This is a genomic window from Serratia sp. LACPHL-BACT-2024-00286 (assembly GCF_043109535.1).
In the GTDB taxonomy this organism is placed as follows: Bacteria; Pseudomonadota; Gammaproteobacteria; order Enterobacterales; family Enterobacteriaceae; genus Serratia; species Serratia sarumanii.
In genome coordinates, this window is the sequence record NZ_JBICNA010000002.1 from 482,265 (window position 1) to 507,437 (window position 25,173).

22 protein-coding genes are annotated in these 25,173 nt (G+C 61.7%); 9 read left to right on the forward strand and 13 right to left on the reverse strand.

The features are described 5' to 3' along the window. Nucleotides 1–226 precede the first annotated feature (226 nt). The gene (ggt, locus tag ACF8MC_RS08900) at nucleotides 227–1,990 is read left to right on the forward strand and encodes a gamma-glutamyltransferase (RefSeq protein WP_049196391.1); all 1,764 of its coding nucleotides are present in this window, start codon (nucleotides 227–229) and stop codon (nucleotides 1,988–1,990) included. 53 nt (nucleotides 1,991–2,043) lie between these two features. Here ggt and malZ read toward each other — a convergent pair whose 3' ends face one another. Further along, on the reverse strand, nucleotides 2,044–3,867 hold the full coding sequence (gene malZ, locus ACF8MC_RS08905) for a maltodextrin glucosidase (protein WP_164105051.1): 1,824 nt from the start codon (nucleotides 3,865–3,867) through the stop codon (nucleotides 2,044–2,046). A 247-nt stretch (nucleotides 3,868–4,114) separates the two neighbouring features. Here malZ and ACF8MC_RS08910 point away from each other — a divergent pair, with 247 nt between their 5' ends. From ACF8MC_RS08910 to ACF8MC_RS08925, 4 genes are all read left to right on the forward strand, one after another. After that, the gene (locus tag ACF8MC_RS08910; protein WP_039566999.1) at nucleotides 4,115–5,371 is read left to right on the forward strand and encodes a mechanosensitive ion channel family protein; all 1,257 of its coding nucleotides are present in this window, start codon (nucleotides 4,115–4,117) and stop codon (nucleotides 5,369–5,371) included. 132 nt (nucleotides 5,372–5,503) lie between these two features. Further along, nucleotides 5,504–5,773: a hypothetical protein gene (locus ACF8MC_RS08915; RefSeq protein ID WP_060429158.1), complete on the forward strand. Its 270-nt coding sequence runs from the start codon at nucleotides 5,504–5,506 to the stop codon at nucleotides 5,771–5,773. Between the two features lie 85 nt (nucleotides 5,774–5,858). Next, a complete protein-coding gene (locus tag ACF8MC_RS08920) occupies nucleotides 5,859–6,137 on the forward strand; it encodes a type II toxin-antitoxin system RelE/ParE family toxin (RefSeq protein WP_060429160.1) in 279 nt (92 codons plus the stop codon). Further along, nucleotides 6,137–6,424 carry a HigA family addiction module antitoxin gene (locus ACF8MC_RS08925; RefSeq protein ID WP_025160069.1) on the forward strand — a complete coding sequence of 96 codons (288 nt, stop codon included), beginning with the start codon at nucleotides 6,137–6,139 and terminating at the stop codon, nucleotides 6,422–6,424. Before ACF8MC_RS08920 ends, ACF8MC_RS08925 begins: the two co-directional genes overlap by 1 nt. A gap of 45 nt (nucleotides 6,425–6,469) precedes the next feature. Here the strand turns inward: ACF8MC_RS08925 and proY are convergent, their stop codons facing one another. The 5 genes from proY to phoB form a co-directional block, all read right to left on the reverse strand. Then, nucleotides 6,470–7,876, reverse strand: a complete 1,407-nt coding sequence (gene proY / locus ACF8MC_RS08930; RefSeq protein WP_033653281.1) for a proline-specific permease ProY — start codon at nucleotides 7,874–7,876, stop codon at nucleotides 6,470–6,472. A 73-nt stretch (nucleotides 7,877–7,949) separates the two neighbouring features. Next, on the reverse strand, nucleotides 7,950–9,266 hold the full coding sequence (gene brnQ, locus ACF8MC_RS08935) for a branched-chain amino acid transport system II carrier protein (RefSeq protein ID WP_033653282.1): 1,317 nt from the start codon (nucleotides 9,264–9,266) through the stop codon (nucleotides 7,950–7,952). A gap of 484 nt (nucleotides 9,267–9,750) precedes the next feature. Next, the gene (locus tag ACF8MC_RS08940) at nucleotides 9,751–10,713 is read right to left on the reverse strand and encodes a PstS family phosphate ABC transporter substrate-binding protein (RefSeq protein ID WP_164105052.1); all 963 of its coding nucleotides are present in this window, start codon (nucleotides 10,711–10,713) and stop codon (nucleotides 9,751–9,753) included. A gap of 14 nt (nucleotides 10,714–10,727) precedes the next feature. After that, the gene (phoR, locus tag ACF8MC_RS08945; RefSeq protein WP_025301740.1) at nucleotides 10,728–12,044 is read right to left on the reverse strand and encodes a phosphate regulon sensor histidine kinase PhoR; all 1,317 of its coding nucleotides are present in this window, start codon (nucleotides 12,042–12,044) and stop codon (nucleotides 10,728–10,730) included. A 24-nt stretch (nucleotides 12,045–12,068) separates the two neighbouring features. Next, nucleotides 12,069–12,758, reverse strand: coding sequence for a phosphate response regulator transcription factor PhoB (phoB, locus tag ACF8MC_RS08950; RefSeq protein ID WP_004940438.1), 690 nt, complete (start codon nucleotides 12,756–12,758; stop codon nucleotides 12,069–12,071). 215 nt (nucleotides 12,759–12,973) lie between these two features. Between phoB and sbcD the strand changes: the two genes are divergently transcribed. From sbcD to licT, 3 genes are all read left to right on the forward strand, one after another. Continuing rightward, nucleotides 12,974–14,206: an exonuclease subunit SbcD gene (gene sbcD, locus ACF8MC_RS08955; protein ID WP_033647327.1), complete on the forward strand. Its 1,233-nt coding sequence runs from the start codon at nucleotides 12,974–12,976 to the stop codon at nucleotides 14,204–14,206. Further along, complete coding sequence (gene sbcC, locus ACF8MC_RS08960; RefSeq protein WP_164105053.1) at nucleotides 14,203–17,454, forward strand: exonuclease subunit SbcC; 3,252 nt, start codon at nucleotides 14,203–14,205, stop codon at nucleotides 17,452–17,454. Before sbcD ends, sbcC begins: the two co-directional genes overlap by 4 nt. Nucleotides 17,455–17,685: 231 nt before the next feature. After that, nucleotides 17,686–18,534, forward strand: a complete 849-nt coding sequence (licT, locus tag ACF8MC_RS08965) for a BglG family transcription antiterminator LicT (RefSeq protein WP_164105054.1) — start codon at nucleotides 17,686–17,688, stop codon at nucleotides 18,532–18,534. On the opposite strand, the gene ACF8MC_RS08970 is transcribed toward licT, so the two are convergent. The 3 genes from ACF8MC_RS08970 to mak form a co-directional block, all read right to left on the reverse strand. Then, nucleotides 18,531–18,917 carry a type II toxin-antitoxin system VapC family toxin gene (locus ACF8MC_RS08970; protein WP_033637281.1) on the reverse strand — a complete coding sequence of 129 codons (387 nt, stop codon included), beginning with the start codon at nucleotides 18,915–18,917 and terminating at the stop codon, nucleotides 18,531–18,533. The genes licT and ACF8MC_RS08970 overlap by 4 nt on opposite strands. Then, a complete protein-coding gene (locus ACF8MC_RS08975; RefSeq protein WP_033637280.1) occupies nucleotides 18,914–19,147 on the reverse strand; it encodes a type II toxin-antitoxin system Phd/YefM family antitoxin in 234 nt (77 codons plus the stop codon). Before ACF8MC_RS08975 ends, ACF8MC_RS08970 begins: the two co-directional genes overlap by 4 nt. Nucleotides 19,148–19,249: 102 nt before the next feature. Next, entirely contained in the window at nucleotides 19,250–20,164 is a 915-nt protein-coding gene (mak, locus tag ACF8MC_RS08980) for a fructokinase (RefSeq protein ID WP_164105055.1), read from the reverse strand. Between the two features lie 216 nt (nucleotides 20,165–20,380). On the opposite strand from mak, the gene rdgC reads away from it, so the two are divergent. After that, the gene (gene rdgC / locus ACF8MC_RS08985; protein WP_004940461.1) at nucleotides 20,381–21,292 is read left to right on the forward strand and encodes a recombination-associated protein RdgC; all 912 of its coding nucleotides are present in this window, start codon (nucleotides 20,381–20,383) and stop codon (nucleotides 21,290–21,292) included. Nucleotides 21,293–21,357: 65 nt separating this feature from the next. On the opposite strand, the gene ppnP is transcribed toward rdgC, so the two are convergent. The 4 genes from ppnP to ACF8MC_RS09005 all read right to left on the reverse strand — a co-directional run bounded on the left by ppnP (nucleotide 21,358) and on the right by ACF8MC_RS09005 (nucleotide 25,062). After that, a complete protein-coding gene (gene ppnP / locus ACF8MC_RS08990; RefSeq protein ID WP_004940463.1) occupies nucleotides 21,358–21,648 on the reverse strand; it encodes a pyrimidine/purine nucleoside phosphorylase in 291 nt (96 codons plus the stop codon). Nucleotides 21,649–21,859: 211 nt separating this feature from the next. Then, complete coding sequence (locus tag ACF8MC_RS08995) at nucleotides 21,860–22,537, reverse strand: AroM family protein (RefSeq protein WP_033653288.1); 678 nt, start codon at nucleotides 22,535–22,537, stop codon at nucleotides 21,860–21,862. 4 nt (nucleotides 22,538–22,541) lie between these two features. Next, nucleotides 22,542–23,471, reverse strand: a complete 930-nt coding sequence (locus tag ACF8MC_RS09000; RefSeq protein WP_033647333.1) for a DUF1177 domain-containing protein — start codon at nucleotides 23,469–23,471, stop codon at nucleotides 22,542–22,544. A 34-nt stretch (nucleotides 23,472–23,505) separates the two neighbouring features. Further along, nucleotides 23,506–25,062, reverse strand: coding sequence for an OPT/YSL family transporter (locus tag ACF8MC_RS09005; RefSeq protein WP_060420419.1), 1,557 nt, complete (start codon nucleotides 25,060–25,062; stop codon nucleotides 23,506–23,508). Between the last annotated feature and the right edge of the window lie 111 nt (nucleotides 25,063–25,173).

Genomic DNA, 25,173 nt, shown 5'->3' on the forward strand with positions numbered 1-25,173 from the left:
TGATAGTGAATCAACCGGCCCACGCGGCCGGTTTTTTTATGCCCCTTTATGGGGCAGGCCGCCCACCTTCAGTGCTTTATTTCCCTGTTTCCGCTCACATTTCCCACCCTGCTCGCCGCGCGTGCGCCCATCAGCGGCTACTATCAATAACGCTGGCTCGCGCTTTGCAAGCGAACAGCGGCAAGCAAACACAACACAATAAAAAACTGACAGGGTAGGAATAACTATGTTTTTACAGAAATGGAGCAAACCCCTGACCATGGCGGCGCTGCTGGTCAGCGGCAGCCTGTATGCGGCATCCAACCCCGCGGTGGAAGCCAAAAACGGCATGGTGGTCACCTCGCAGCACCTGGCCTCGCAGGTCGGCGTGGATATCCTGAAGATGGGCGGCAACGCCATCGACGCCGCCGTGGCGGTCGGTTACGCGCAGGCGGTGGTTAACCCCTGCTGCGGCAACATCGGCGGCGGCGGCTTTATGACCGTTCACCTGGCGGACGGCACCGACACCTTCATCAACTTCCGTGAAACCGCGCCGGCGGCGGCCAGCGCCAACATGTATCTGGATGCCAACGGCAAGGTGAAGAAAGACGCCAGCCTGTACGGCTATCTGGCGGCGGGCGTGCCGGGCACCGTGCTGGGGATGGAAACCGCGCGTGAGAAGTACGGCAAGCTGAGCCGTGAACAGGTGCTGGCGCCGGCGATCAGGCTGGCGCGCGAAGGCTTTGTGCTGACCCGCGCCGATACCGATATCCTCGACACCACCGTCGCACGCTTCAAACAGGATCCCGAGTCGGCCAAAATCTTCCTGCGCCCGGACGGCAGCCCGCTGCAGCCGGGGGACAAACTGGTGCAAACCGATCTGGCCAATACGCTGGAAGCCATCGCCAAAGGGGGAACCGACGCCTTCTATAAAGGCAAGATCCCGCAGGCAGTGGAGGCGGCGGCCAAACAGGGCGGCGGCATCTTGACCGCCGCCGACTTCGCCAATTACAAGGTCACCGAAACCCCGCCGATTACCTGCAGCTATCGCGGCTACAAGTTCGTGTCGGCGCCGCCTCCCAGCTCCGGCGGCGTGACGCTGTGCGAAATCCTCAACGTGGTGGAAGGCTACGACCTGAAAAGCATGGGCTTCAACTCGGCGGCGGCCATTCACACCATGACCGAAGCGATGCGCCATGCCTACATGGACCGCAACACCTACCTCGGCGACCCGGAGTTCATCAAAAACCCGATCGACCGGCTGGTGAGCAAGAGCTACGCCGAGCAGATCCGCAAGAAAATCGTCGCGGACAAGGCCACGCCGTCGGAAAACGTGCAGCCCGGCATGGAACCGCATGAGAAACCGGAAACCACCCACTATTCGATCGTCGATCACGACGGCAACGCGGTCTCCACCACCTATACCGTCAACGGCCGCTTCGGCGCCGTGGTGATCGCACCGGGTACCGGCTTCTTCCTCAACGACGAGATGGACGACTTTACGGTCAAAGTGGGCGAGAAAAACCTGTACGGGCTGGTGCAGGGCACCGCCAACAGCATTGCCCCCGGTAAGCGCCCACTATCGTCGATGAGCCCGACGCTGGTGACCAAGGACAACAAGATCTTTATGGTGCTGGGCTCGCCGGGCGGTTCGCGCATCATCACCATCACCCTGCAGACCGCGTTGAACGTGATCGACCACGGCATGGCGCCGCAGGAAGCGGTGGACGCGCCGCGCATCCATCACCAATGGTTGCCGGATGAGGTGTACTACGAACAGCGCGGCGTTTCCGCCGATACGCTGAAGCTGCTGAGCGGCATGGGCTATAAGATGGTCGAGCAAACGCCGTGGGGCGCCGCCGAACTGATTCTGGTCGGTTTGCCGGGCGCGGCGGGCGTCAGCCCGGCCAACTCCGGCAACGACTCGGCGGTTTCCGGCAAGGTGCGCGAAGGTTATCTGTACGGCGCCAACGACGTGCGTCGCCCGGCAGGTTCTGCGGTCGGTTACTGATGTAAACGCCTACTCACCTTTATCGCGGGGGCCCTTCGGCCCCCGCAGTGTCTTTAGCCTTCACAGCGCCACACGGTGGCCGTCTCTTCCGCCAGCTGCAGGCGCAGCCCGCCTGCCGTTTCGCTCAACTCTCCCCGCCCTTCCACACGCCGCCACGGGCCGCGCGCCAACAGCGGGTTGTACGGCAGCTGCGCCTGGCCGCTGCCGTCGCGCTGCAGCGCCACCAGCACCTGCTCCTGCTGATACAGGCGCACGAACACCAGCGTTTCCCCGCTGGCATACAGCACCTGACAGCCGCCGCGACGCAATGCCACGCTCTGTTTACGCAGCGCCGCCATGCGCTGGAACAGCGCCAGCAGCGGCCGGTCCCAGTCGCCGACGTCCCACGGGAACGGCTTGCGGCAGAACGGATCGTTGCCGCCGTCCAGACCAATCTCATCGCCGTAATAAAGGCAAGGCACGCCTATCCAGCTCAGCAACCACACCGCCGCCATCTGCATGCGCGCCGCGTTCCCCTGCAACAGCGTGAGAAAACGCGCGGTATCGTGGCTGTCCAGTTGGTTGAACTGGATCAGCTGGCGGCCGTGCGGCAACCCGGCGCGGTAGCCGTCCATCCACTGCGCGCACCCGGCGGCGTCCAGCCGCACCGGGTGATAGGCTACGTCCAGCCCCGCCAAGAACGCCCGCACCGGCAGCGCGAAGCCCATGTAGTTCATCGCCGCATCCTCCACGCCGGCGTGCAGCCAGCGGCGCGCGTCGCCGAAGTGCTCGCCCAATACGTAGGCCTGCGGATTCTCCTGCTTCACCGCCTGATAGATGCCAGCCAGGTGGTGCAGGTTGCCGGTGGCGCCGCCGTTCTCCCCCAGCATGTGCACCACGTCCAACCGCCAACCGTCGATGCTGTACGGCGGGCGCAGCCAGTGGCGCACCACGCTGCCTTCCCCGCGATAGATCGCTTCCGCCACCTGCGGCTCGGCAAAGTTGAGCTTCGGCAGGCTGGCGTTGCCCTTCCAGTCGAGCGCGCGGCCGTCCGGGTAAAAGTTGAACCAGCCGCGATACGGCGAATCGGGGTGGTGACAGGCGCCGTTTTCGCCCTGACGATGGCGGTCGAACCACGGATGCGAGTCGCCGGTGTGGTTGAATACCCCGTCCAGCACCAGTTTCATGCCCACCTTGTGAGTGCTCACTCGCAAACGCTGCAGCGCCGCGTTGCCGCCGAAGTGTGGGTCGACCTGGTAATAGTCCTCGGTATCGTACTTATGCACGCTCGGTGCGGTAAAAATCGGGTTCAGGTACAGCGCCGTCACCCCCAGCTGCTGCAAATACGGCAGTTTGGCGCCGATGCCGTCCAGATCGCCGCCGTAAAAGGTCGAGGCGGCGTGGCGATCCTCCAGCGGGTGCTGCCAGTCGCGCCGAATCACCTCGGCGCCGGCCGCGTGATGGCGGTAGCTGCCGCTCTGGATGCCGTGCTCGCCGCCGCTGCTGGCGAAGCGATCGGGGAAAATCTGGTAGAACAGCTGATCCGCCACCCACTCGGGGCCGTTGTCAGGTTCGTTGACGGCGAACTGCGCCAGCTGCCCCGGCGGCGTTGGCGACCAGCCCTGCGGCCCGAACCACTGCTGGCGATCGGCCCACAGCAGCTTGAAGCAGTAACGCCGCGTCGGCTCGCCCTCATTCAGCGTCAGGCTGGCCTGGTAGCGCCGCATCCCCTCGTGGCGCTGCGCTTTCATCGCCAGCAGCCACTCTTCGTTGTCCGGTTCGGCGCGCAAAAACACCCGTTCCGGCAGTTCATCCCCCTGTAACCACAGCGTGATATCCAAACGTTGCCCTTGCTTCACCACAAAAGGCGGGACCGGTTGATGCCAGGCGTTAAGCATACTGTTTCTCCTGCTGTACCAAACGAAATCGACGGCGTTCTTCAAGAAGCGAACAATGCCACGTTAAGTGCAACTCCCCCTCCTCTCTGGCCGCAAAACCCGGGGATGAGCCGGGGGGCGGAGACCGAAAAATAACGCTAACCCGATGTAAAAAAAGGTAAACAGGTACAAATCCTGCACGTTACCCCTTAGGCTAACGCGTTTTAAGTTTACAGGATATTTTTTGCGCATTTTTTAAGGAGCGGTAATGCAACAACAGATAACGCGCTGGCTGGAACAGTTTGGTTTGGAATTCGGCGGAGTGATGTCGCTGTTGATGGTATTGGGGTTGATTGTCCTGATCTCGGTCGCGATCCACCTGGTGCTGCACCGGGTGGTGCTGGCCGCCCTTCAGCGCCGCGGCCAGCAATCGCAGCGCGTCTGGCAACAGGCCATCACCCAATACAAACTGTTCCAGCGCGTGGCGCTGCTGCTGCAAGGGGTGATTATCAGCATCCAGGCGACGCTGTGGCTGCAGAGCGGCAGCCAGACCCAGGCGGTGATCGTCACCGCCGCACAGGTGTGGATCCTCGCCTTCACCCTGCTGTCGCTGTTCTCGCTGCTGGATACGTTGCTGGCGCTGCTGCGCCAAAGCCCGATCTCCAATCAGCTGCCGCTGCGCGGCATTTTCCAGGGCCTGAAACTGGTGGCGGCGATCCTGATCGGCATCATGATCGTCTCGCTGCTGATGGGCAAATCGCCGCTGCTGCTGCTCAGCGGCCTGGGCGCCATGACCGCGGTCCTGATGTTGGTGTTCAAGGATCCGATCCTCGGCCTGGTGGCCGGCATTCAGCTCTCCGCCAACGATATGCTGAAGATCGGCGACTGGCTGGAAATGCCGAAATACGGCGCAGACGGCGCGGTCACCGACATCGGCCTGACCACGGTCAAAGTGCGTAACTGGGACAATACCGTCACCACCATTCCCACCTACGCGCTGATCTCCGACTCGTTCAAAAACTGGCGTTCGATGTCGGAATCCGGCGGGCGCCGCATCAAGCGCAGCCTGAATATCGACACCGGCAGCGTGCACTTCCTGTCGCAAGAGGAACAGCGTCGCCTGCAGCGCAACCCGCTGCTGCACAGCTACCTGAACGATAAAACCCAGGAGCTGAGCCGGCACAATCAGGAGATTGCCATCGATCTGGCCTCGCCGCTCAACGGCCGCCGCCTGACCAACCTCGGCACGCTGCGCGCCTATCTGGAAGCCTACCTGCGCGCTCACCCGCGCATTCACCAGAACATGACGCTGATGGTGCGCCAGCTGGCGCCGACGCCGGAAGGCCTGCCGCTGGAAATCTACGCCTTCACCAACACCACGGTCTGGGCGGAGTATGAAAGCATTCAGGCGGATATTTTCGACCATATCCTGGCGGTGATCGACGAGTTCGGCCTGCGCGTGCATCAAACGCCAACCGGCAATGACCTGCGCGGCATGCTGCTACAAAACGCCAACGCTTCCTGACGTCGGCTGACGTAACTGTGTCTGCTGGTAATGATGTTCTTTCAATTGCCAGCAGATATCTCCATCCCCTTCTTTTCCCCGGTGAAAACGGCGTTAATGCGCCATCATCTTCACCACCGAGAGGGAAAGCCCTTGCTGAAACGCTTACGTCACCGGCTGTTTACCCTGATGGCCACCCTGCTGTTTATCGGCTGCCTGCACAGCGCTTCGCTGGACGAAAGCCGCATGCCCCGCAACCTGCAACCTTCGCTGAGCGCCCTGAGCAGCAATATGCAAGACATTCGCGAGGTGCTGGCGCGCTGCGCCGGCGAGGAAGAGGAGGAACGCCTTAACGGCGGCGACATGCGTATCGAAGCGCGCGCCGCCGGGGAGGATGAAGCGGAAGACAAACGCCCGGCATAATAGGTTGAAAAACGCCCCATCTTGTTGCGCCATACGCAACACCTGGCTATGATGCGTATAGCGCAACACTCATGGAGCCGTCAGGATGATAAGAAGCTTCAAGCATAAGGGACTCAAAAAGTTTTTCGAAACCGGTTCAACGGCGGGTATCGACGCCAATCAGGCGAAGAAAATCGCGCTGCGGCTGAGCGTGCTGGATCTGGCGAAAGTGATTGATGACGTAGATCTGCCCGGCTTCTTCTTGCACCCGCTAACGGGCGCTCGCAGCGGGCAATGGTCCGTCACCGTAACCGGCAACTGGCGTATCACGTTTGAACTGGTCGAGGGTGATGTTTATATCGTGAATTATGAGGACTATCACTAATGAACCGCATGCATAATCCCCCTCATCCTGGCGAGTTGATCAAAGAAACCATGGAAACGCTGAATCTCAGCGCGCGTGCGCTGGCTAAAGCGCTGGACGTCGCGCCCTCCACGGTTCAACGCCTGATCAGCGGAAAGTCCGATATCTCGCCGGAAATGGCCATCCGCCTGTCCATCGTGATAGGCAGTTCCGAACAGGTTTGGATGGGCATGCAGGATGCTTACGATCTGTGGCAGGCCAGGCAGTCCATCGACGTTTCCAAACTGCGCAAGCTGGACTTCGCTTGACGCCTGCTCCTAAAAAAACACCGGCCTTAGCCGGTGTTTTTCCATTCAGTCTTGCTGCGTCGCCAACGGTGCGCGTTTTTTCTGATGGTTGACCTTGAACCAGTACCCCGCCAGCAGCAATACCACCCAGACCAGGCCGGCGTACAGCGAGACGCGCGTGGTCGGGAAGTAGCCGATCAGGCCGATGATGAACACCAGGAACACGATCGCCACCACCGAGGTGAACACCCCGCCGCGCAGCGGGAACGCCAGTTGCTTCACCTGTTCTTTGCTCAGGCTGCGGCGGAAGGCGATTTGGGAGAACAGGATCATGATCCACACCCACACGGTGGCGAAGGTCGCCAGGGACGCGATCACCAGGAACACGCTCTCCGGCATGATGTAGTTGAGGTATACCGCCAGCAGCAGCGCCAGCATCATCACCACCACCGTCACCCAGGGAATGCCCCGCTTCGACACCTTGCTGAACATCTTCGGCGCATGGCCCTGCTCGGCCATGCCGTGCAGCATTCGGCCGACGCCGAACACGTCGCTGTTGATCGCCGACAGCGAAGCGGTAATCACCACGAAGTTGAGGATACCTGCCGCCACGGTGATGCCCATATGCTGGAAGGTCAGCACGAATGGGCTGCCGTTGGTGCCCACCTGGTTCCACGGGTAGATAGACATGATGACGAACAGCGTGCCGACGTAGAACACCAGAATGCGCCACGGCACCGAGTTGATGGCCTTCGGAATCGATTTTTTCGGATCTTTGGCTTCGCCGGCGGTGATGCCGATGATTTCAATGCCGCCGTAAGCGAACATCACCAGCTGCAGCGACAGGATCATGCCGATAAAGCCGTTGCTGAAGAAGCCGCCGTTCGACCACAGGTTATGAATGCCGGTCGGCTGCCCGCCGTTACCGATGCCCCAGATGATGATGCCGATGCCGGCCACGATCATGATGATGATGGTGGCGACTTTGAAGAACGAGAACCAGAATTCCAGCTCGCCGAACACCTTGACGCTCATCAAGTTGATGGCGCCGATGATCAGCACCACGCTCAGCACCCAGATCCAGTGCGGCACTTCCGGGAACCAGACCCCCATATAGATGCCGAAGGCGGTCACGTCGGCGATGGCGACGATCAGGATTTCAAAGCAGTAAGTCCAGCCGGTGATGTAACCCGCCATCGGGCCGAGGTAGTCCTGCGCATAGCGGGAAAACGAGCTGGCCTGCGGGTTGTTGACCGACATCTCCCCCAGGGCGCGCATGATGATAAAGGCCACGATGCCGCCGATCAGGTAAGCCAGCAGCACGCTCGGGCCGGCCATTTTGATGGCGTCCGCCGAGCCGTAGAACAACCCGGTGCCGATGGCCGATCCCAGCGCCATAAAGCGGATATGACGCGTACTGAGGCCGCGTTTCAGCTTATTGTCGGGGGCAGTGGTGGGTGACTGTTGTTGCATGAAAATGACCCATAGTTTTAAACGTAAAAAAGCCACGGACATGTCCGTGGCCCTGGATTAAGCCGGGGGATTATCAGTGCGCGGTCACTTGGGAACGCGTGCACACCCGATCATAAATCGCGACCAGCACCAGCATCAGCAGCGAAGGCGGCAACCATGCCAACCCCTGCTCCGCCAGCGGCAGGTGAGTGGTCCAGGCCGGCAGCAGCTGCTGGAAACTGGAGGCTTTCACCGCGTCAAGGATACCAAACAACAGGCTGACAAGCATCACCGGCGCGATGATGCGCGGCGCGCTGTGCCACCAACGCAGGGTGAAGCTCAGCACCACCAGCACGATGCACGGCGGGTAAATCGCGGTCAGCACCGGAATGGAGATCTGGATCAGGTGGCTCAGGCCGAGGTTGGACACCACCATCGAGAACAGACCCAAGATAAACACCAGCGTCTTGTACGAGAACGGCAGGTATTGCGCGAAGAACTCGGCGCAGGCGCAGGTCAGGCCTACCGCGGTCACCATACAGGCGATGAAGATCAGCGCCGCCAGGAAGAAGCTGCCCAGGCCGCCGAAGGTGTTCTGAACGTAAGCGTGCAGGATCACCGCGCCGTTGGTGGCGTCCGGCACCAGCGCGCCGCTGCCGGAGCCCAGCTTGAACAGGCTCAGGTAAACCAGCGTCAGGCCCACGCCGGCGATCAAACCGGCCAGAATGGTGTAGCGGGTCAACAGACCGGCGTCTTTCACGCCGCGCGAGCGCGCCGCGTTGACGATAACGATGCCGAATACCAGCGCGCCCAGCGTATCCATGGTCAGGTAGCCGTTAACGAAGCCGGAAGAGAAAGGCACGCTCTGGTAAGCCGCCGTCGCCGGAATCGGCGCGCCGGCAGGCCACAGCAGCGCGGCGATGCCCAGTACGCCTAACGCCACGATCTTCAGCGGCGCCAGCACATGGCCGACGGTGTCGAGCAGGCGGCCCGGATACAGGGAGATGCCGATCACCAGCGCGAAGTACACCAGGCTGTAGATGAACAGCGGCATGGCGCCGTCGCCGGTCAGCGGGGCGATGCCCACTTCAAAGGACACGGTGGCGGTGCGCGGCGTGGCGAACAGCGGGCCGACGGCCAGGTAGCAGACGGTCGCCAGCAGCAGGCCGGCGCCGCGGCCGATCGGCGAACTGAGGGCGTCGATGCCGCCGCCGACGCGCGCCAGCGCGATGACGGTGATGACCGGCAGACCGACGGCGGTGATCAGGAAGCCCAGCGCCGCGATCCAGACGTGTTCACCGGACTGCAAGCCGACCATCGGCGGGAAGATGATGTTCCCGGCCCCAACGAATAAGGCAAAGGTCATGAAGCCCAGTGCCAGGATATCTTTTGACGTTAAACGATGACTCATACGATGTCGTGTTGCCTGTTCAAATGAAAAAAATTGTCCGATAGCGTGGTGGCGTGACGCCCCACCGGTTGCCGGCATGCCCGATCGTCGCAGCGCCAAATAAGCATCCTAAACGCAGTCGATCCGGCGTTTATGTCCCTATTCGAAAGTGGCCGCTCATGAAGATGGGCAAAATTTTAGGAGTTATAAAAATGGAGGTTTAATCCGACAACGAGGGCTAAGGTAAACGTTTATAGCGCTTCAAGGCAAGGCGCACGGCGAAAAGCAGAGCTATCGACCATATAAACTTTAGCCACCAGTCGATCATATTGGCTATCAATAAATATACACTACATGATTTGTATCATTTTTGAACAATGGATTCACGAAACGTGAAACATATACCGCTTTACCGCGCGAAAACGCCAATAAATGCCCGGTTTTCGCGTGGTATAAGCTCCGTTTGGCCGTTAAAAAAGGCGAAAAATACGCCGTTTTTTGTCGCTTATTGCACCGTGGCCGCCGCGAGCGGCTGCAGCCCGAGCGCCTGGCGGGTCCTCTGCAGGGCGCCCGGCGGCAGCGGCAGATAGCCGTCGTGATTGACAAGGTTCTGCCCTGCGTTCGACAGCACGCGATCGAGGAACGCGGCGGTCAGCGGCTCCAGCGGTTGATTGGGGGCTTTGTTGATGTAGATATAGAGATAGCGCGACAGCGGGTAGCGATCGTTGCGCACGTTGGCGGCGGTAGGCGCGACATAGTCCTCTCCCGATTCCGCCAACGGCAGCAGCCGCACGCCGCTGGCGCGAAAACCGATGCTGGCGTAGCCGATGCCGTTGAGCGAACCGGCCACCGCCTGCACCACCGAGGCCGAGCCGGGCAGCTCATTGACGCGCGGCATAAAATCGCCGCCGCACAGCGCGCGCAGTTTGAAATAGCCGTAGGTGCCGGACGCCGAGTTGCGGCCGAAGCGCTGCAGCGAGCGCGTCGCCCAGTCGCCGCTCAGCCCCAGCTCGCCCCAGCGCGTCAGCGGCTTGCTTTCACCGCAGCGCCGGGTGGCGGAGAAAATGCGATCGAGCTGCTGCAGATTGAGGCCGCGCAGCGGGTTGTCCTGATGCACCAACACCACCAGCGCGTCCACCGCCACCGGCACCGCCAGCGGCGCATAGCCGTAACGGTGTTCGAACGCCGAAACCTCGGCCGCCTTCATCGGCCGGCTCATCGGGCCCAGCTGCGCGGCGCCCGCAGCCAACGCGGTCGGCGCGGTCGACGAGCCGGCGGCCTGGATCTGCAGGTTAACGTTGGGGTAATGCCGGCTGAAATCCTGCGCCCACAGCGCCATCAGATTCGCCAAAGTATCGGAACCGACGCTGGACAGGTTGCCCGCCAGCATGCCGTCGGGCTGCGCCAGCGCGCCGCGTCCGACCAGCAGCGCCAGGCAAAGCAACAGCCCTCGGGTTATTCGGGTCATACCGGTGTCTCGCGTTAATTTTTCACCGCATTCTCTGATAAAGCGGCGGGAACAATCAACCGGTTGGGTAAGGTAAAGATAAAGCGGGTGCCGATCCCCGGCTCGCTGAGGATCTCCAGCCGCGCGTCGTGATGGCTGAGCGCATGCTTGACGATCGCCAGCCCCAGCCCGCTGCCGCCGGTCTGGCGCGAACGGGCCTTGTCGACGCGGTAAAAACGCTCGGTCAGGCGCGGCAGGTGTTCGGCGGCGATGCCCGGCCCGTTGTCGCTGACCTGGAACTGCGCGCCGTGCGCCGTCTGCTGCCAGCTCACTTCGATATGGGTGCCCTTCGGCGTGTGGTTGACCGCGTTGTACACCAGGTTAGACACCGCGCTGCGCAACTGGTCTTCATTGCCGAACACGTTGAGCTGTTCGTTCACCCGGAAAGTGATCTCGTGATTGCCGCCGCTCAGCGATTGCGCCTCGCGCTGCAACACCCGCAGCATCAGCGGGATATCCACCCGCTCGTTCATGTCGACATTGGGCGCCGCCTCGATGCGCGACAGCGTCAGCAGCTGCTTGACCAGCCCGTCCATCCGGCGGGTCTGTTCCTGCATGGTGCCGAGCGCCTTGCTGCGCAGCGAACCGTCCTGCTCTTCGTCGCCCATCATCTCCAGATAGCCCTGCAGCACCGTCAGCGGCGTGCGCAGCTCATGGCTGACGTTGGCGAAGAAGTTGCGCCGCGCCCCCTCCAGCTGGCGCATTTGGGTGACGTCGCGCGCCACCATCAGCAACTGCCCTTCGGAATAGGGCATCACGCGGAATTCGACGTAGTGTTCGTTGTTCAGCTGCAGCGTCAGCGGGCGCGAGAACTCCTGCTGTTGCAGGTAATGGCTGAATTCCGGATAACGCAGCAGGTTGAGGATGTGCTGGCCGTTGTCTTCCGGCCAGCGGAAGCCGAGCAGATGCTGCGCCAGCCCGTTGCACCAGAAGATGTTGCCTTCAACGGTGGTCATCACCACCGCGTCAGGCAGCGATTCGGCCCCGCTGCGAAAGCGCTTGATCAACAGCGCCAGCTCGCGCCGGCGGCGGCGGTTGCGCTGCTGCATCTGATACAGGCCATAGAACAACGGCTCCCAACTCCAGCGGCCGGGCGGCGGCGTCATGCTGCGGTCGATCCACAGCCAATGGGAGAGTTTGAGCTGGTTGTAGAAATTCCACACCAGCGCGGCCAGCGCGGAGGCCAGCAGGAACCAGGGCAGATAACCGAAAATCAGCCCCAGCAGTAAGGCGGGCAAACAGAAAAGAGCCAGCTCCAGAGCCAGCCTCTTCCACGACAGACGTTCTAACACGGCATATTCTCCAGCGCAGTGCGATCAGTAGCGCGTTGAGAACCGGTAGCCGGTGCCCCGAACGGTTTGAACCATTTTATCATGCCCACTGGTTTCTAATGCCTTGCGGAGCCGACGGATATGCACGTCAACGGTACGGTCTTCCACATAAACGTTAGTGCCCCAGACGTGATTAAGCAACTGCTCACGGCTATAAACCCGCTCCGGGTGGGTCATAAAGAAGTGCAGCAGCTTGAACTCGGTCGGCCCCATGTCCAGCGCCTGATCGTTAGCCATCACGCGGTGGGAGGACGGATCCAGGCTCAGCCCTTGCATTTCAATCACCTCTTCCACCGCCATCGGTGAAATGCGGCGCATGACCGCTTTGATGCGTGCCACCAGCTCCTTGGGCGAGAACGGCTTGGTGATGTAATCATCCGCCCCCACTTCCAGGCCGCGCACCCGGTCTTCTTCTTCGCCGCGCGCGGTCAGCATCATCACCGGAATATCGCGCGTCAGCGCTTCGCGCTTCATATGTTTGATAAACTGAATGCCGGAACCGCCGGGCAACATCCAGTCGAGCAACACCAAATCAGGGAACGGCTCAGACAGGCGCGTCACGGCGCTGTCATAATCCTCGGCTTCCAACGGTTGGTAACCATTCTGTTCCAACACAAAGCACACCATCTCACGGATCGGCGCTTCGTCTTCCACCACCAGTATGCGTCTTGCCATCGTCAATCCTGCCAATGTGTTAGCGACTTTGCGGGCGCCATTATGCGTCAGTTTTGTGACACTTTTATGAAAAAAAGCGGCTGTTATAGGCAGTAAGCATAGCGATTATTTCCCGGCGCAAAGAAAAATCATCCGGTTGTCATCATCATTGCGCCGGGACAGCCGCCGCCGCGGCCTTTATAATCATCGCCATTACCTTTGCATCCGGGAGTGTCATGCGCCTGATCCACACCTCTGACTGGCACCTTGGCCAGTACTTTTTCACCAAAAGCCGTGCCGCCGAGCACCAGGCTTTTCTGAACTGGCTGATCGAGCAGATCGAGCAGCAGCAGGTGGATGCGCTGATCGTCGCCGGGGATCTGTTCGATACCGGCTCGCCGCCCAGCTACGCCCGCGAGCTGTACAACCGCTTCGTGGTGGAGCTGCAGCGCACCGGCTGTCAGCTGGTGGTGCTGGGCGGCAACCACGACTCGGTGGCGACGCTGAACGAATCGCGTGAGCTGCTCTCCTGCCTGAACACCACGGTGATCGCGAGCGCACAAAGCGCCCCCGAACAGCAGATTGTGGTGCTGAACCGGCGCGACGGCCAGCCGGGCGCGGTGCTGTGCGCCATTCCTTTTCTGCGGCCGCGCGATCTGCTCACCAGCCGCGCCGGCGAATCCGGCGCGCAAAAACAGCAGGCGCTGCAGGAAGCCATCGCCGAACATTACCAGGCGCTGTATCAGGCGGCCTGCGAACGCCGCGATCGGCTGGGCCTGCCGCTGCCGATCGTCGCCACCGGCCACCTGACCACCGTCGGCGTCACCACCTCCGACTCGGTGCGCGACATCTATATCGGCACCCTCGACGCCTTCCCGGCGCAAGCCTTCCCACCTGCCGATTACATCGCGCTGGGCCACATTCACCGCGCGCAGAACGTCGCCAAGTCGGAACATATTCGCTATAGCGGCTCACCGATTCCGCTCAGCTTCGATGAACTGGGCAAAGCCAAAAGCGTCTTCCTGGTCGATTTCGCCGGCGGCGCCCTGCAGCAGGTAGAAGCGTTAACGATCCCGCAGTTCCAGCCCATGCAGCTGATCAAAGGCGATCTGGCCGAGATCGAACGGCAGCTGCAGCAATTTGCCGACTATGCCGGCGAGCTGCCGGTGTGGCTGGATATCGAAGTGGCGACGCAGGACTACCTCAGCGATATCCAGCGCCGCATCCAACTGCTGGCGGATGAGCTGCCGGTGGAAGTGGTGCTGCTGCGGCGCAGCAAAGAGCAGCGCCGCCAGGCGATCGCGCAGCAGGATAAGGAAACGCTCAACGAGCTGAGCGTCAACGAGGTGTTCGAACGCAGGTTGGCGCAGGAGGCCGACATGCCAGAAGCGCGCCAACGGCGAATGCACCAACTGTTCCGCCAGGTGGTCGAGGCGGTGCAGCACAATCCTGAGGAGACCAATCCATGAAGATCCTCAGCCTGCGGTTAAAAAACCTCAACTCGCTGCAGGGCGAGTGGAAAATTGACTTCACCGCCGAGCCGTTCGCCAGCAACGGCCTGTTCGCCATTACCGGCCCGACCGGCGCGGGCAAAACCACCCTGCTGGACGCCATCTGCCTGGCGCTGTACCACCAGACGCCGCGTCTCAACGTCACGCCGAGCCAGAATGAACTGATGACCCGCCACACCGCCGAATCGCTGGCGGAGGTCGAATTCGAGGTCAAGGGCGTCGGCTATCGCGCCTTCTGGAGCCAGCGCCGCGCCAAAAACGCGCCGGACGGCAATCTGCAGGCACCGAAGGTGGAACTGGCGCGCCGCGAGGACGGCAAGATCCTGGCGGACAAGGTGCGCGACAAGCTGGAGATCACCGCCGCCATCACCGGGCTGGACTTCGGCCGCTTCACCAAATCGATGATGCTGTCTCAGGGGCAGTTCGCCGCATTCCTCAACGCCGACGCCAACGATCGCGCTGAGCTGTTGGAAGAGCTGACCGGCACCGAAATCTACGGGCGGTTGTCCGAACAGGTGTTCGAATCGCACAAGCAGGCCAAAACCGACCTGGATGGGTTGCACCAGCGCGCCAGCGGCATCGAGCTGCTGAACGATGAACAGCGCCACTCCCTGACTGAACAGCTGACGGCGCTGAGCGCGCAGGAAAGCGCCCTCGGTAAGCAAACTCAGCAACAGCAACAGGCGCTGAGCTGGCTGCAGCAATGGCAACGCCTCCAGCAACAGCAAAACGAGGGTCAACGGCGGCTGGAAACCGCCCAGCGCGAGCAGACGGAGGCCGCCCCGCAGCTGCAGCGGCTGGCGCTCAGCGAACCGGCCGAGAAATTGCGGCCGCTGCGCGGTGAACGCGATCGCTGCCGCGCCGAGCTGCAGACGATACAACAGCAGGCAGCCCAGCTGACGCAGCAACAGGAACAGCACTCGGCGCAGCTGGCGCCACTGCAGCAGGCGGTGGAAAAGGCCCGTCTGGCGCAGCAAGCCCATGCCGAGCATATGCGGCAGCAGCAACAGCTGATCGATGACCAGGTCGCCCCGCTCGACCATCAGATCGCCCAACTGCAGTCGACGCAGGCCGAGCGGCGACAGGCCGGCGATGCCGCCGCGCAGCAGTGTGCCAAACAGAAAACCACGCTGGAGCAGCTCACCGCCGAGCGCAGCCAGCTGACGGCGCAGGCCGCACAGCATCAGCAGCGGTTGAACGCGCTGACCGAAGCGCTGGCCGTTCAGCAGCAACAGCAGCAGGCGCTGGCGGCGCAAACGCCGCTGGCCCCGCTGCGCCAGCGCCTGAGCGCTCTGGCGGATCTGCGCCCGACGCGCCAGCAGTTATTTACGCTCGCCTCTTTATCGCAACAAGTTGTTAAACGGCTGGAACAGCAGCGGCAAGAGCTAAACATCGGTCAAAATGAACTGACCCAGTTGGAGCCACAGTTAGAGCTCATCCGTCAGCAATTTAAGCAGCAGAAAGCCCACCAGGCCGATGTTGAAAAAACCTATGCGCTGGAACAACGGATCGTGGGTCTGGAAGCCGAGCGCGCCCGTTTGCAACCCGGCGCCCCCTGCCCGCTGTGCGGCTCATGCGAGCACCCGGCGGTAGAACAATACCAAGAGGTAAAACTGTCAGAAACTGCGCAACGTCTGGAGCAAATGAAAGTCCAGACCGAAGCATTGCAAAAACAAGGCGTCGAGCTGCGAGCCCGTTACGACAACCTGCAACAGCAATTGCAACGCCAACAGCAGGCTATCGCGCAGGATGAGCAGCAGTTGGCTGCCCAACAGCAGCAGTGGCAGCAGCTCAGCGCGCCGCTGGCATTCGACTTTACGTTGGCCGAGGGCGAGCGCCTCAGCGCCTGGCTGAGCGGCTGCGACGACGAAGAGCGGCGCGGGCAGCACGCGCTGCAGCAGCATGAACAGGCGGCGCAGGCGGTACAGCAGGCAAAAGACGCGCTCGCCGCTCTGCAAACGCAGCAGCAGCAGGCGCAGCAACGGCTGGCGCTGCTCGAAGAGCGCTTTACGCTGCTGCAGAAAACCCATGCTGACAGCCTGCAACAGCAGCAAGACCTGCAACAACGCTGGCAAGAAGGCGAGAAGACCCTCGCCGAACGGCGCGCGCAGCGGCTGGCGCTGTTCGGCGAACAGCAGGTCGCCGAGGTGCGCGAACAGCTGCGCGCCAAACAAACCGCCTGTGAGCAGGCCAGCTTGCAGGCCGCCGAGCAGTGGCAAAAAGCGCAGGAACTGCGCGAGCGCCTGGCCGGCCAGCAGGCCGGATTGCAACAACAGCACACCCAAATGCAGGAACGGCTGCAGCAGGCGCAGCAGCTGTGGCAGCAGGCGCTGGCCGACAGCGAATTCGCCGATGAAACCGCCTTCGCCGCTGCGCTGCTGGACGACGCCCTGCGCCGCGAATTGCAGCAGCGCAAAGAGCAACTGCAACAGCGGCAGGTGGAGGCCGCCGCCCTGCTGACGCAGGCGACGCAAACGCTGGAGCAGCATCGGCAAAGCCGCCCTGAAGGGGTGGATGAAGCCAACGCGGATCTCGACGCACTCACCCAATCGCTGGCCGAGCTGGCGCAGCAGTTGAAAACGTTGCAGCTGCGCCAGGGTGAACTGCGCAACCAGCTGGAAAGCGATGCCGCCCGCCGCCTCAATCAACAGGCGCTGTTCGAGCAAATCGCCCGCAGCCAGCAAGACTACGACGACTGGAGCTACCTCAACCAGCTGATCGGCTCGAAAGAAGGCGACAAGTTCCGCCGCTTCGCTCAGGGGCTGACGCTCGATCATCTGGTTTATCTGGCCAACCAGCAACTCGGCCGGCTGCACGGACGCTACCTGCTGCAGCGCAAAACCAGCGACGCGCTGGAGCTGCAGGTGGTGGACACCTGGCAGGCCGACGCGCTGCGCGATACCCGCACCCTGTCCGGCGGCGAGAGCTTCCTGGTCAGCCTGGCGCTGGCACTGGCGTTGTCCGATCTGGTCAGCCACAAAACCAGCATCGATTCGCTGTTCCTCGACGAAGGCTTCGGCACGCTGGACGCCGAAACCCTCGATACCGCGCTGGACGCGCTGGACAGCCTGAATGCTTCCGGTAAAACCATTGGCGTGATCAGCCACGTCGAGGCGATGAAAGAGCGCATTCCGGTGCAGATCAAAGTGAAAAAGGTCAACGGGCTCGGCGTCAGCCGGCTGGAGGCGCACTTCAGGCTGGAATGATCCCGCCGTGCGCGGCGCAGAAGTGTGACCGCGGCGGCACTCCGCGGTGAAAAGCGTTGAGCCGCGGCGAGCACGGGTTATTATGCAGGCATAACAGGATTGTTACTGTATCCCCTCCGCCGCTCAGGCCGCAGGACAGAAACATAAAATACAGGCAAAACCTGACGCCCGGGATCGCTTCCGGGCGTCAGGTTTTTTCGTTTTCAGGATGCTGAAACACCGGGAAAGACCATGAAAATCGCTAAAATACTCAATAATAACGTGGTGATTACGCTGGACGACCGTCAGGAAGAGACGGTGGTAATGGGAAAAGGAATTGGCTTTAAAAAGAAGCCCGGCGACACGCTGGACGAAAGCCTGATCGAAAAGGTGTTCACCCATAACGGCGGCGAAATCGCCGAGCGTTATAAAGAGCTGCTCTCCGAGATCCCGCTGGCCTGCGTCACCACCGCCGACAGGATTATTACCCTCGCCCGCGAACGGCTGCCGGGCAAGTTGCATAACATCGTCTACATCACGCTGACCGATCACATCCATTTCGCTCTGCAGCGCCACGCGGAAGGATTGGATATCAAAAATGCGTTGCTGTGGGAGATTAAAAAGCTCTATCAGGCCGAGTTCGCCGTCGGGCTGGAGGCGCTGGCCTTGATCGCCGAGCGGCTGAATACCGCGCTGCCGGAAGACGAGGCCGGATTTATCGCCTTGCACCTGGTCAACGCCCAGCTTAACGACGAGATGCACAATACGCTGCACATCACCCGCGTGATGCAAGAGATCCTCAACCTGGTCAAATACCACTTCCGCTTTGATTACAACGAGGAAGCCCTGAGCTACCACCGTTTCGTCACCCATTTGAAATTCTTTGCCCAGCGCCTGCTGGGGAAAAACTACGTCGACAGCGACGACGACTCGCTGTATCAGGTGGTGAAAGAGAAATACCGTGAGTCATTCGCCTGCGCCGGCAAAATCAACCGCCACATCGAAAAGCACTATCAGCATCAGCTCACCACGGAAGAGATGATGTTCCTGACCATTCATATCGAACGGGTGCGCAGCGAAAGCGAGGAGAAACCGACTTAACGGCGGGCGTCCGCCACCCGCACGCCGTACTGCGGAAACACCGCGTCGGCGGAGATCAGCGTCAGCCCCTCGGCCTGCGCCTGTGCGATCAGCATGCGATCGAAAGGATCCTGATGATAGGGCGGCAGTTGCCCGGCCTGTTGGCAATGAAAGGCGTCCATCGGCAGCGCCAGAAAATCTTCGGCCTCGATGATCGCAAAGATGTCTTCCGGCAGCGCCAGCTTGCCCAGCGCCTGCTTGATCGAGATCTCCCAAATGCTGGCCGCGCTGACGTACACCGCATTGCCCGGATCGGCGATCTGCCTTTTGGCGTTCGCGCCCAGGCAGGCGTCATCAATCAGCCACCACAGCAACGCGTGGGTATCCAGCAGCAGGCGCTTCATGCATCGCCCTCAAACAGCGCCGCAATGGCCGCATCCCCCGCGTTGAAATCCGCCGGCACGGTAAACTTGCCCTTGGCGGCGCCGGGCCGGCGCGCTTCGCCCTGGATGGCGACCAGCTGTACGTACGGCTTCCCTGCTTTTGCAATAATCACGGTTTCTCCCTCCGCGGCTCTGTCCGCCAGCTGGCTCAGATTGGATTTGGCTTCGTGCATATTGGCCTGAATCGGCATACGCGTCCTCCTTAGCTAAGTTAGCTAAAGCATAAAGCGCCGTCCAGTTTTTGTACAGGGAAGGGTTTAAAGCGCGAGCAGCCTCGCGCTTTGCTGCAACGCTTAGCGCTGCTGTTGCGGCCATAACCAGGCCGCGCCGCGTACGCCGCTGGAGTCGCCGTGCACCGCCTTGCGGATCGGCGTTTCACACTCGCCGCCGAACACCCAATCTTTCACCCGCTGCGGCACCGTGCGGTACAGGCGATCCACGTTGCTCATGCCGCCGCCGAGCACCACCACGTCCGGATCCAGAATGTTGATCACGTGCGCCAACGCTTTCGCCAGCCGCATTTCGTAGCGCACGATCGCCTGCTCCGCCAGCGCATCGCCCCGCTCGCTCAGCGCCATGATTTCGTGCCCTTGCAGCGCGTTGCCGCCCAGGCGCGCATAGTCGGTGGCGAAACCGGTGCCGGAAATAAAGGTTTCGATGCAGCCCGGTTTGCCGCAGTAGCACGGCACTTCGCGGGCGTAGCGCAGCTCATCGTCATCCTGCCACGGCAGCGGATTGTGGCCCCACTCGCCGGCGATGCCGTTGCCGCCGGAATGCGCCTGCCCATTCAGCGCCACGCCGGCGCCGCAGCCGGTGCCGACAATGACCGCAAACACGGTTTGCGCGCCGGCGCCTGCGCCGTCGGTGGCTTCCGACACCGCCAGGCAGTTGGCGTCGTTGGCGATACGCACCTCGCGCGCCAACAGCGCCGAGAGATCCTTGTCCAGCGGTTGGCCGTTGAGCCATACCGAGTTGGCGTTTTTCACCCGCCCGGTAAACGGCGACAGCGTGCCGGGAATGCCGATCCCGACCGATCCCCGCTCGCCGGTATAATCTTCCGCCAGTTTCACCAGCCCGGCGATCGCCGCCAGGGTTTGCCCATAGTCATGGCGCGGCGTGGCGATGCGATGGCGAAACAGCTCCCGGCCGTCGTCCGCCAACGCAATCACTTCAATTTTTGTCCCGCCCAAATCGATGCCAATGCGCATGTATTTTTCTCCTCGATGCCGCGCAGCGTTGCCACAGCCTAATGTAAGTACGCGGATGAATCACCTGTTTCCCTCTCCCCCGCCCGGCCTTTTCCGCTGCGGTCGGCGACGCAATTCGGAGAGAATGGGGCGATTTTTCAGCGTCAATTCGTTATCATGCCGCCCTGCTTTTGACGAATCAGCGTGCCGAGCGCACGCCCAGCCAGGGATAACATTATGCTGTGGTTTAAGAATTTGATGGTTTACCGTTTGAGCCGCGAAGTGGCGTTAAACGCGGATGAAATGGAAAAACAACTCAGCGCGTTCGCCTTCACGCCGTGCGGCAGCCAGGACATGGCCAAGACCGGCTGGGTCTCCCCGATGGGCTCGCACAGCGATGCGCTGACGCACGCGGTCAACGGCCAAATCGTCATCTGCGCGCGCAAGGAAGAGAAAATCCTGCCGTCGCCGGTCATCAAGCAAGAGCTGCAGGCCAAAATTGAGCGCCTGGAGGCGGAACAACATCGCAAACTGAAGAAAACCGAGAAAGACGCGCTGAAGGACGAAGTGCTGCACAGCCTGCTGCCGCGTGCCTTCAGCCGCTTCAACCAAACCTTCATGTGGATCGACACCGTCAACGATCTGATCATGGTCGATGCCGCCAGCGCCAAACGCGCCGAAGATACGCTGGCGCTGCTGCGCAAAAGCCTCGGCTCGCTGCCGGTGGTGCCGCTGACCATGGAAAGCCCGATCGAACTGACGCTGACCGAATGGGTGCGTTCCGGCGAGATGCCGGCTGGTTTCGCCATTCAGGATGAAGCGGAACTGAAAGCGATTCTGGAAGAAGGCGGCGTGATCCGCTGCAAGAAACAGAATCTGATCAGCGACGAAATCGCGGTGCATATCGAAGCCGGCAAGCTGGTGACCAAGCTGGCGGTGGATTGGCAGGAGCGCATTCAGCTGATGCTGTCGGACGACGGCTCGCTCAAGCGCCTGAAGTTCGCCGACACGCTGCGCGAGCAGAACGACGATATCGATCGCGACGACTTCGCCCAGCGCTTTGACGCCGACTTTATCCTGATGACCAGCGAGCTGGCGGCGTTGATCAAAAACACCATCGAAGCGCTCGGCGGCGAAGCCCAGCGTTAATCCCGCCGCAGAAATGACCAGGGCCCAGCATCCGCTGAGCCCTGCGTTTCCCTAACGAACAAAATTTATTTGCTCAGGTAACGGCACAGATAGGCGGTCGCGTCGGCCACCTGCAGGTTGAACTCGCTGTGCCCCGGCACGAAGAACTTCTCGCCCGGCGTAAACACCTGCCAGTCCGGCGCCCCCGGCAGCAGCACTTTCAGCGCCCCGGTGATCACCGTCATTTCTTCCGGCTGCGCGGTGGAGAAGGTGTATTCCCCCTCTTCCATCACGCCCACGCTGGTAAGACCGATGCTGCTACTGTCAAAACCGATAGACTTCACTTTTCCGGCAAAATACTCATTCACTTTCAGCATAGACTGGCACCCGCGTAATCATCTTGATGGAAAATCCATATTGGGGGATTGCGGTTGATCTGTCACTGGTTTTTCGCGCGAAATGCGATCGCGGCGCAGAGGAAAACGCCACCGGGCCTCTCTCCGGCAGTCAGGGCTGCTGAAACCCGGGGATACCCGCGAGCGCAAAGCGCCCGAGGCCGCGCCGGGCGGTGATTTATGGCTATTTGTATCAGCCGATTAACTCTGCGGCCAGCTTGGCGACCAGAACGTTCGACAGCAGCACCGGCACCGACAGACGCGCCTGCAAAAAAGCGCGGTGGCGCTGGTGATAACCGATGCAATCGAGCACCACCACCTCCGCCCCCTGCCGCAGCAGTGCGCAAGCCGCCTGCTCCAGCGCGGCGTCATCCGCCAGATAAGGACTGGCGACGGCATAGCTCGGCGGCGTCGCCAGCTGCCGCCATTTGCGCGCCTGCTGCCCAACCTGTTCCGCCACCGGCACCACGATGCCGACGCGGTGTTCGCCGACGATCGCGGAGATCAACGGCGGGATGATGCGATCCGGCTCCAGCAACAGCGCCTGCTCCGCCTGCAATCGGCCAAATTCGCCGGTGCACAGCAGCAGGATCACCTGGCATCCCGCCGCCTCCAGCTCGCGGATCTTCTGCTGCAACCCGCTTTCGACGCGAGCGGCACAGAGCGTCACCTGCGTGCCGTCCAACAGGCGCGACACCAGCAGCTTATCGCCCCATTGCGGCGCATAACGCTCGGCGATCTGCCCAGCATCCAGGCCGTCCAGCAAACCGACGTGCCTCACCCGCTCCGCCGGCAGATAAGCAGACAGCAGCGGCATGATATCGCTGCGCGGCGCCTGACCGATGGTCAGCGTGGCGAATGAAGCCGTCATGGGGCTATCTCCTTTTTTGCAGGTGACTCAGACTGCCGTACAGCGCCAGCAGCTGGCCATATTCGGCGGCATCGTAGAACCGGCAGGTGCCGCGGCCGAATTCTTTGGCGACTTCCACCGCGAATTTGACCGCCAGCGCGATATCCGTTTCGTGGCTGGCGCCGGTGCCGCAGCCCGGCACCACCGATTCGCTGCAGATCGCCACGCCGACCACCGGCGCCGCAGTAGCGGTCGAGGGCTGCAGGATGCTGTTGAGGTGATGCACGCCGTTGCCGTAAGGGGTGATGTCCTGCGTGGTGATCGGGAAGGTCACCGCCGGGCGGCCGCTGGTCATCTCCATGATGCGCAGCAGATCTTCCGCCACCCGCAGGATGTAGCCCTCTTTCACCGTCGGCGATAGCGCATAGCCTTTGTGGTTGATGATGCGGTTGCCTTTGGTGGTGTCGATCGACAGGATGGCGTCAGCCTCCGGCACCACTTCATTATCGTTCATCGTCACGTCATCGATCGGCGAATCCATAAAATCGACCGGATCGTGCGGCCGGGTCGGTGCGTTCGGGCAAATATGGGTGGTGACGATCACATCCCCCGGCAGCGTGTCGCCCTTGCGCTGCATCTCCGCCAGCTTCAGCGCGGCGGCAATGGCGGCGATCGCGCCGTCGCCGTCGGACACCAGCCCGATACGCGTCGGCCGCGCGCCGATGCCGCCCAGGCGGCCGATAATGCCCAGCGTCGGCGCCGCACCGCCAGCGAATTTGCCTGCGCTGCCGGGGATCTCGATGCGCACGAAATCGGTGCCGCCCTTCGGCCCCTCGGCGCGCAGGGTGCTGGCGCGGATCGCCGGGTAAGGCGCAAACAGATCGACGACGTCCTGGCCGCTGACGAATGCGCTATCAATCAATTCAAAAACCTGCAGCGTTTGTTGCAAACTCATGGTCGTTTTACCTCACCAATGTCATCGGTAGGGGCTATTTGCCCTTGCTGGAAAAAATCGAGCTGAAGAAGTTGTAGAGCGCGTCGCCGGCGATAAACCCGGCCGCCATGATCTCCATCGGCGTGCGGCCGCGATCGCCCCAACGGCGCAGGATCGCCACGCGCAACGCGATGCCCACCAGCACCGCCCACCCAGCCAAGGCGTTGTTGATCAGCAGGCCGGTTGCCAGCAGCACGCCGAGCTGGCGCTTGGGGCCGCCGATCAGCTGCACCACGGCGCCGGGGATCGCCCAGATCAAAAGGCTCCAGGCGATGCCCGGCTGCGCACCGGCCTCGATGGTCTTGGCGTAAACGCGCGCGACCGGCGGGATCAGGTCCTGCAGGAAATAGCTGTGGTAAGAGAGGTAAACCACCGGAATGGCGATGAGGAAGGCGATCAGCGCCGCAAACAGCTGAATGCGGCGCCCCAGCAGTTCCTGCCGCAGATCCTCGCCGTAGCCGCGCAGGATGAAGCCGGCTTTCAAGTCAAAGCCCATGTCGGCGAAGGCCGGCCCGGTAGCGGCGGTAAAGCCGGTCAGGATGCACAGCGCCAGCGGTGGGAAACCGATCAGGATACCGACGATCAGGGTGATCAACGCCACCGCGAACGCCGGAAACCAGCCGGAGTGCATGGCGGCGATACCGACGATCAGCTCATGAACGAAAGCGGCGAACGCCGCGTAAATCACGAACAGCGCCAGCATCGGCAGCGACATCTCGCTAAACAGCCCGCCGACCAGAGCCAAAAACGCGGCGATGGCGATGTAGCCGACCGCCCCCAGGCCGAGCGCTTTGCTTACCGCGCTGTCCGGTTGGGTATAACCGGCGCTATCGGCGCGGCGGCTGCGGATCACCTGCGCGACCTGGATCAGCGCCACCAGGCCGGCGCCGACCATCACGCCGTGCGGAATAAAATGGGCATTGATATCGAAACCGGCCACCGGCTCGGCGTAGGCCCGCAGCAATAGCCCGACGCCGAACATGCTCAGCGCCCAGATATTGCCGATAAAGGCGGTGCCGAAGGCCGCCATGGGGATCTTGAGCATTGATCCGGCGATGCCCACCCCTACGCCCACCACCAAAAGCCAGGCCTGCTTGCCGCCGCGATCGCCGGCTTTAATCGCCTCCGCGGCGGCGACGCCCGGCGGCCAGGCATTGGCGGCGGGGAACACTTTGGTATCGAACAGGCGATAAAGCAGATAGGCGTCGAGCAGCATCGCCGCCGCCACGCCGCAGAACATCGGCAGAATAAGCTGCGGTTGTCCCATCACGTAAGGCACCGCAATCGGCATCAGCAGGCAGTTGGCCGCGCCGAAGGTGGCTGAGGAGATCACCGTCTGCGCCAGGTTCTGGGTGTGCACCGAGCGGTAGCGTTGAAACATTTGCAGCGGAATGCGTGCCAGCAGCATGGCGATCAGCGCACCGATGATCGAGGTGTTGGGCGTCACGCCCAGCGTGGTGATCAGCTGAACGCCGATGATCGCCCCCACCACCGAAAGCAGCGCCATGACCAACAGCGTGCCGGCCTCTTTTAGCGGATTATTTGATTTCATGCTTGGTATCCCTGAATATTTCCTGCCGCATGCCGGAAATAACGCCCGACGATAGTTCGCCGCGACAGTTCCATTATTTGGAACTGCCGGCGTCATAACGTGATTATTTTC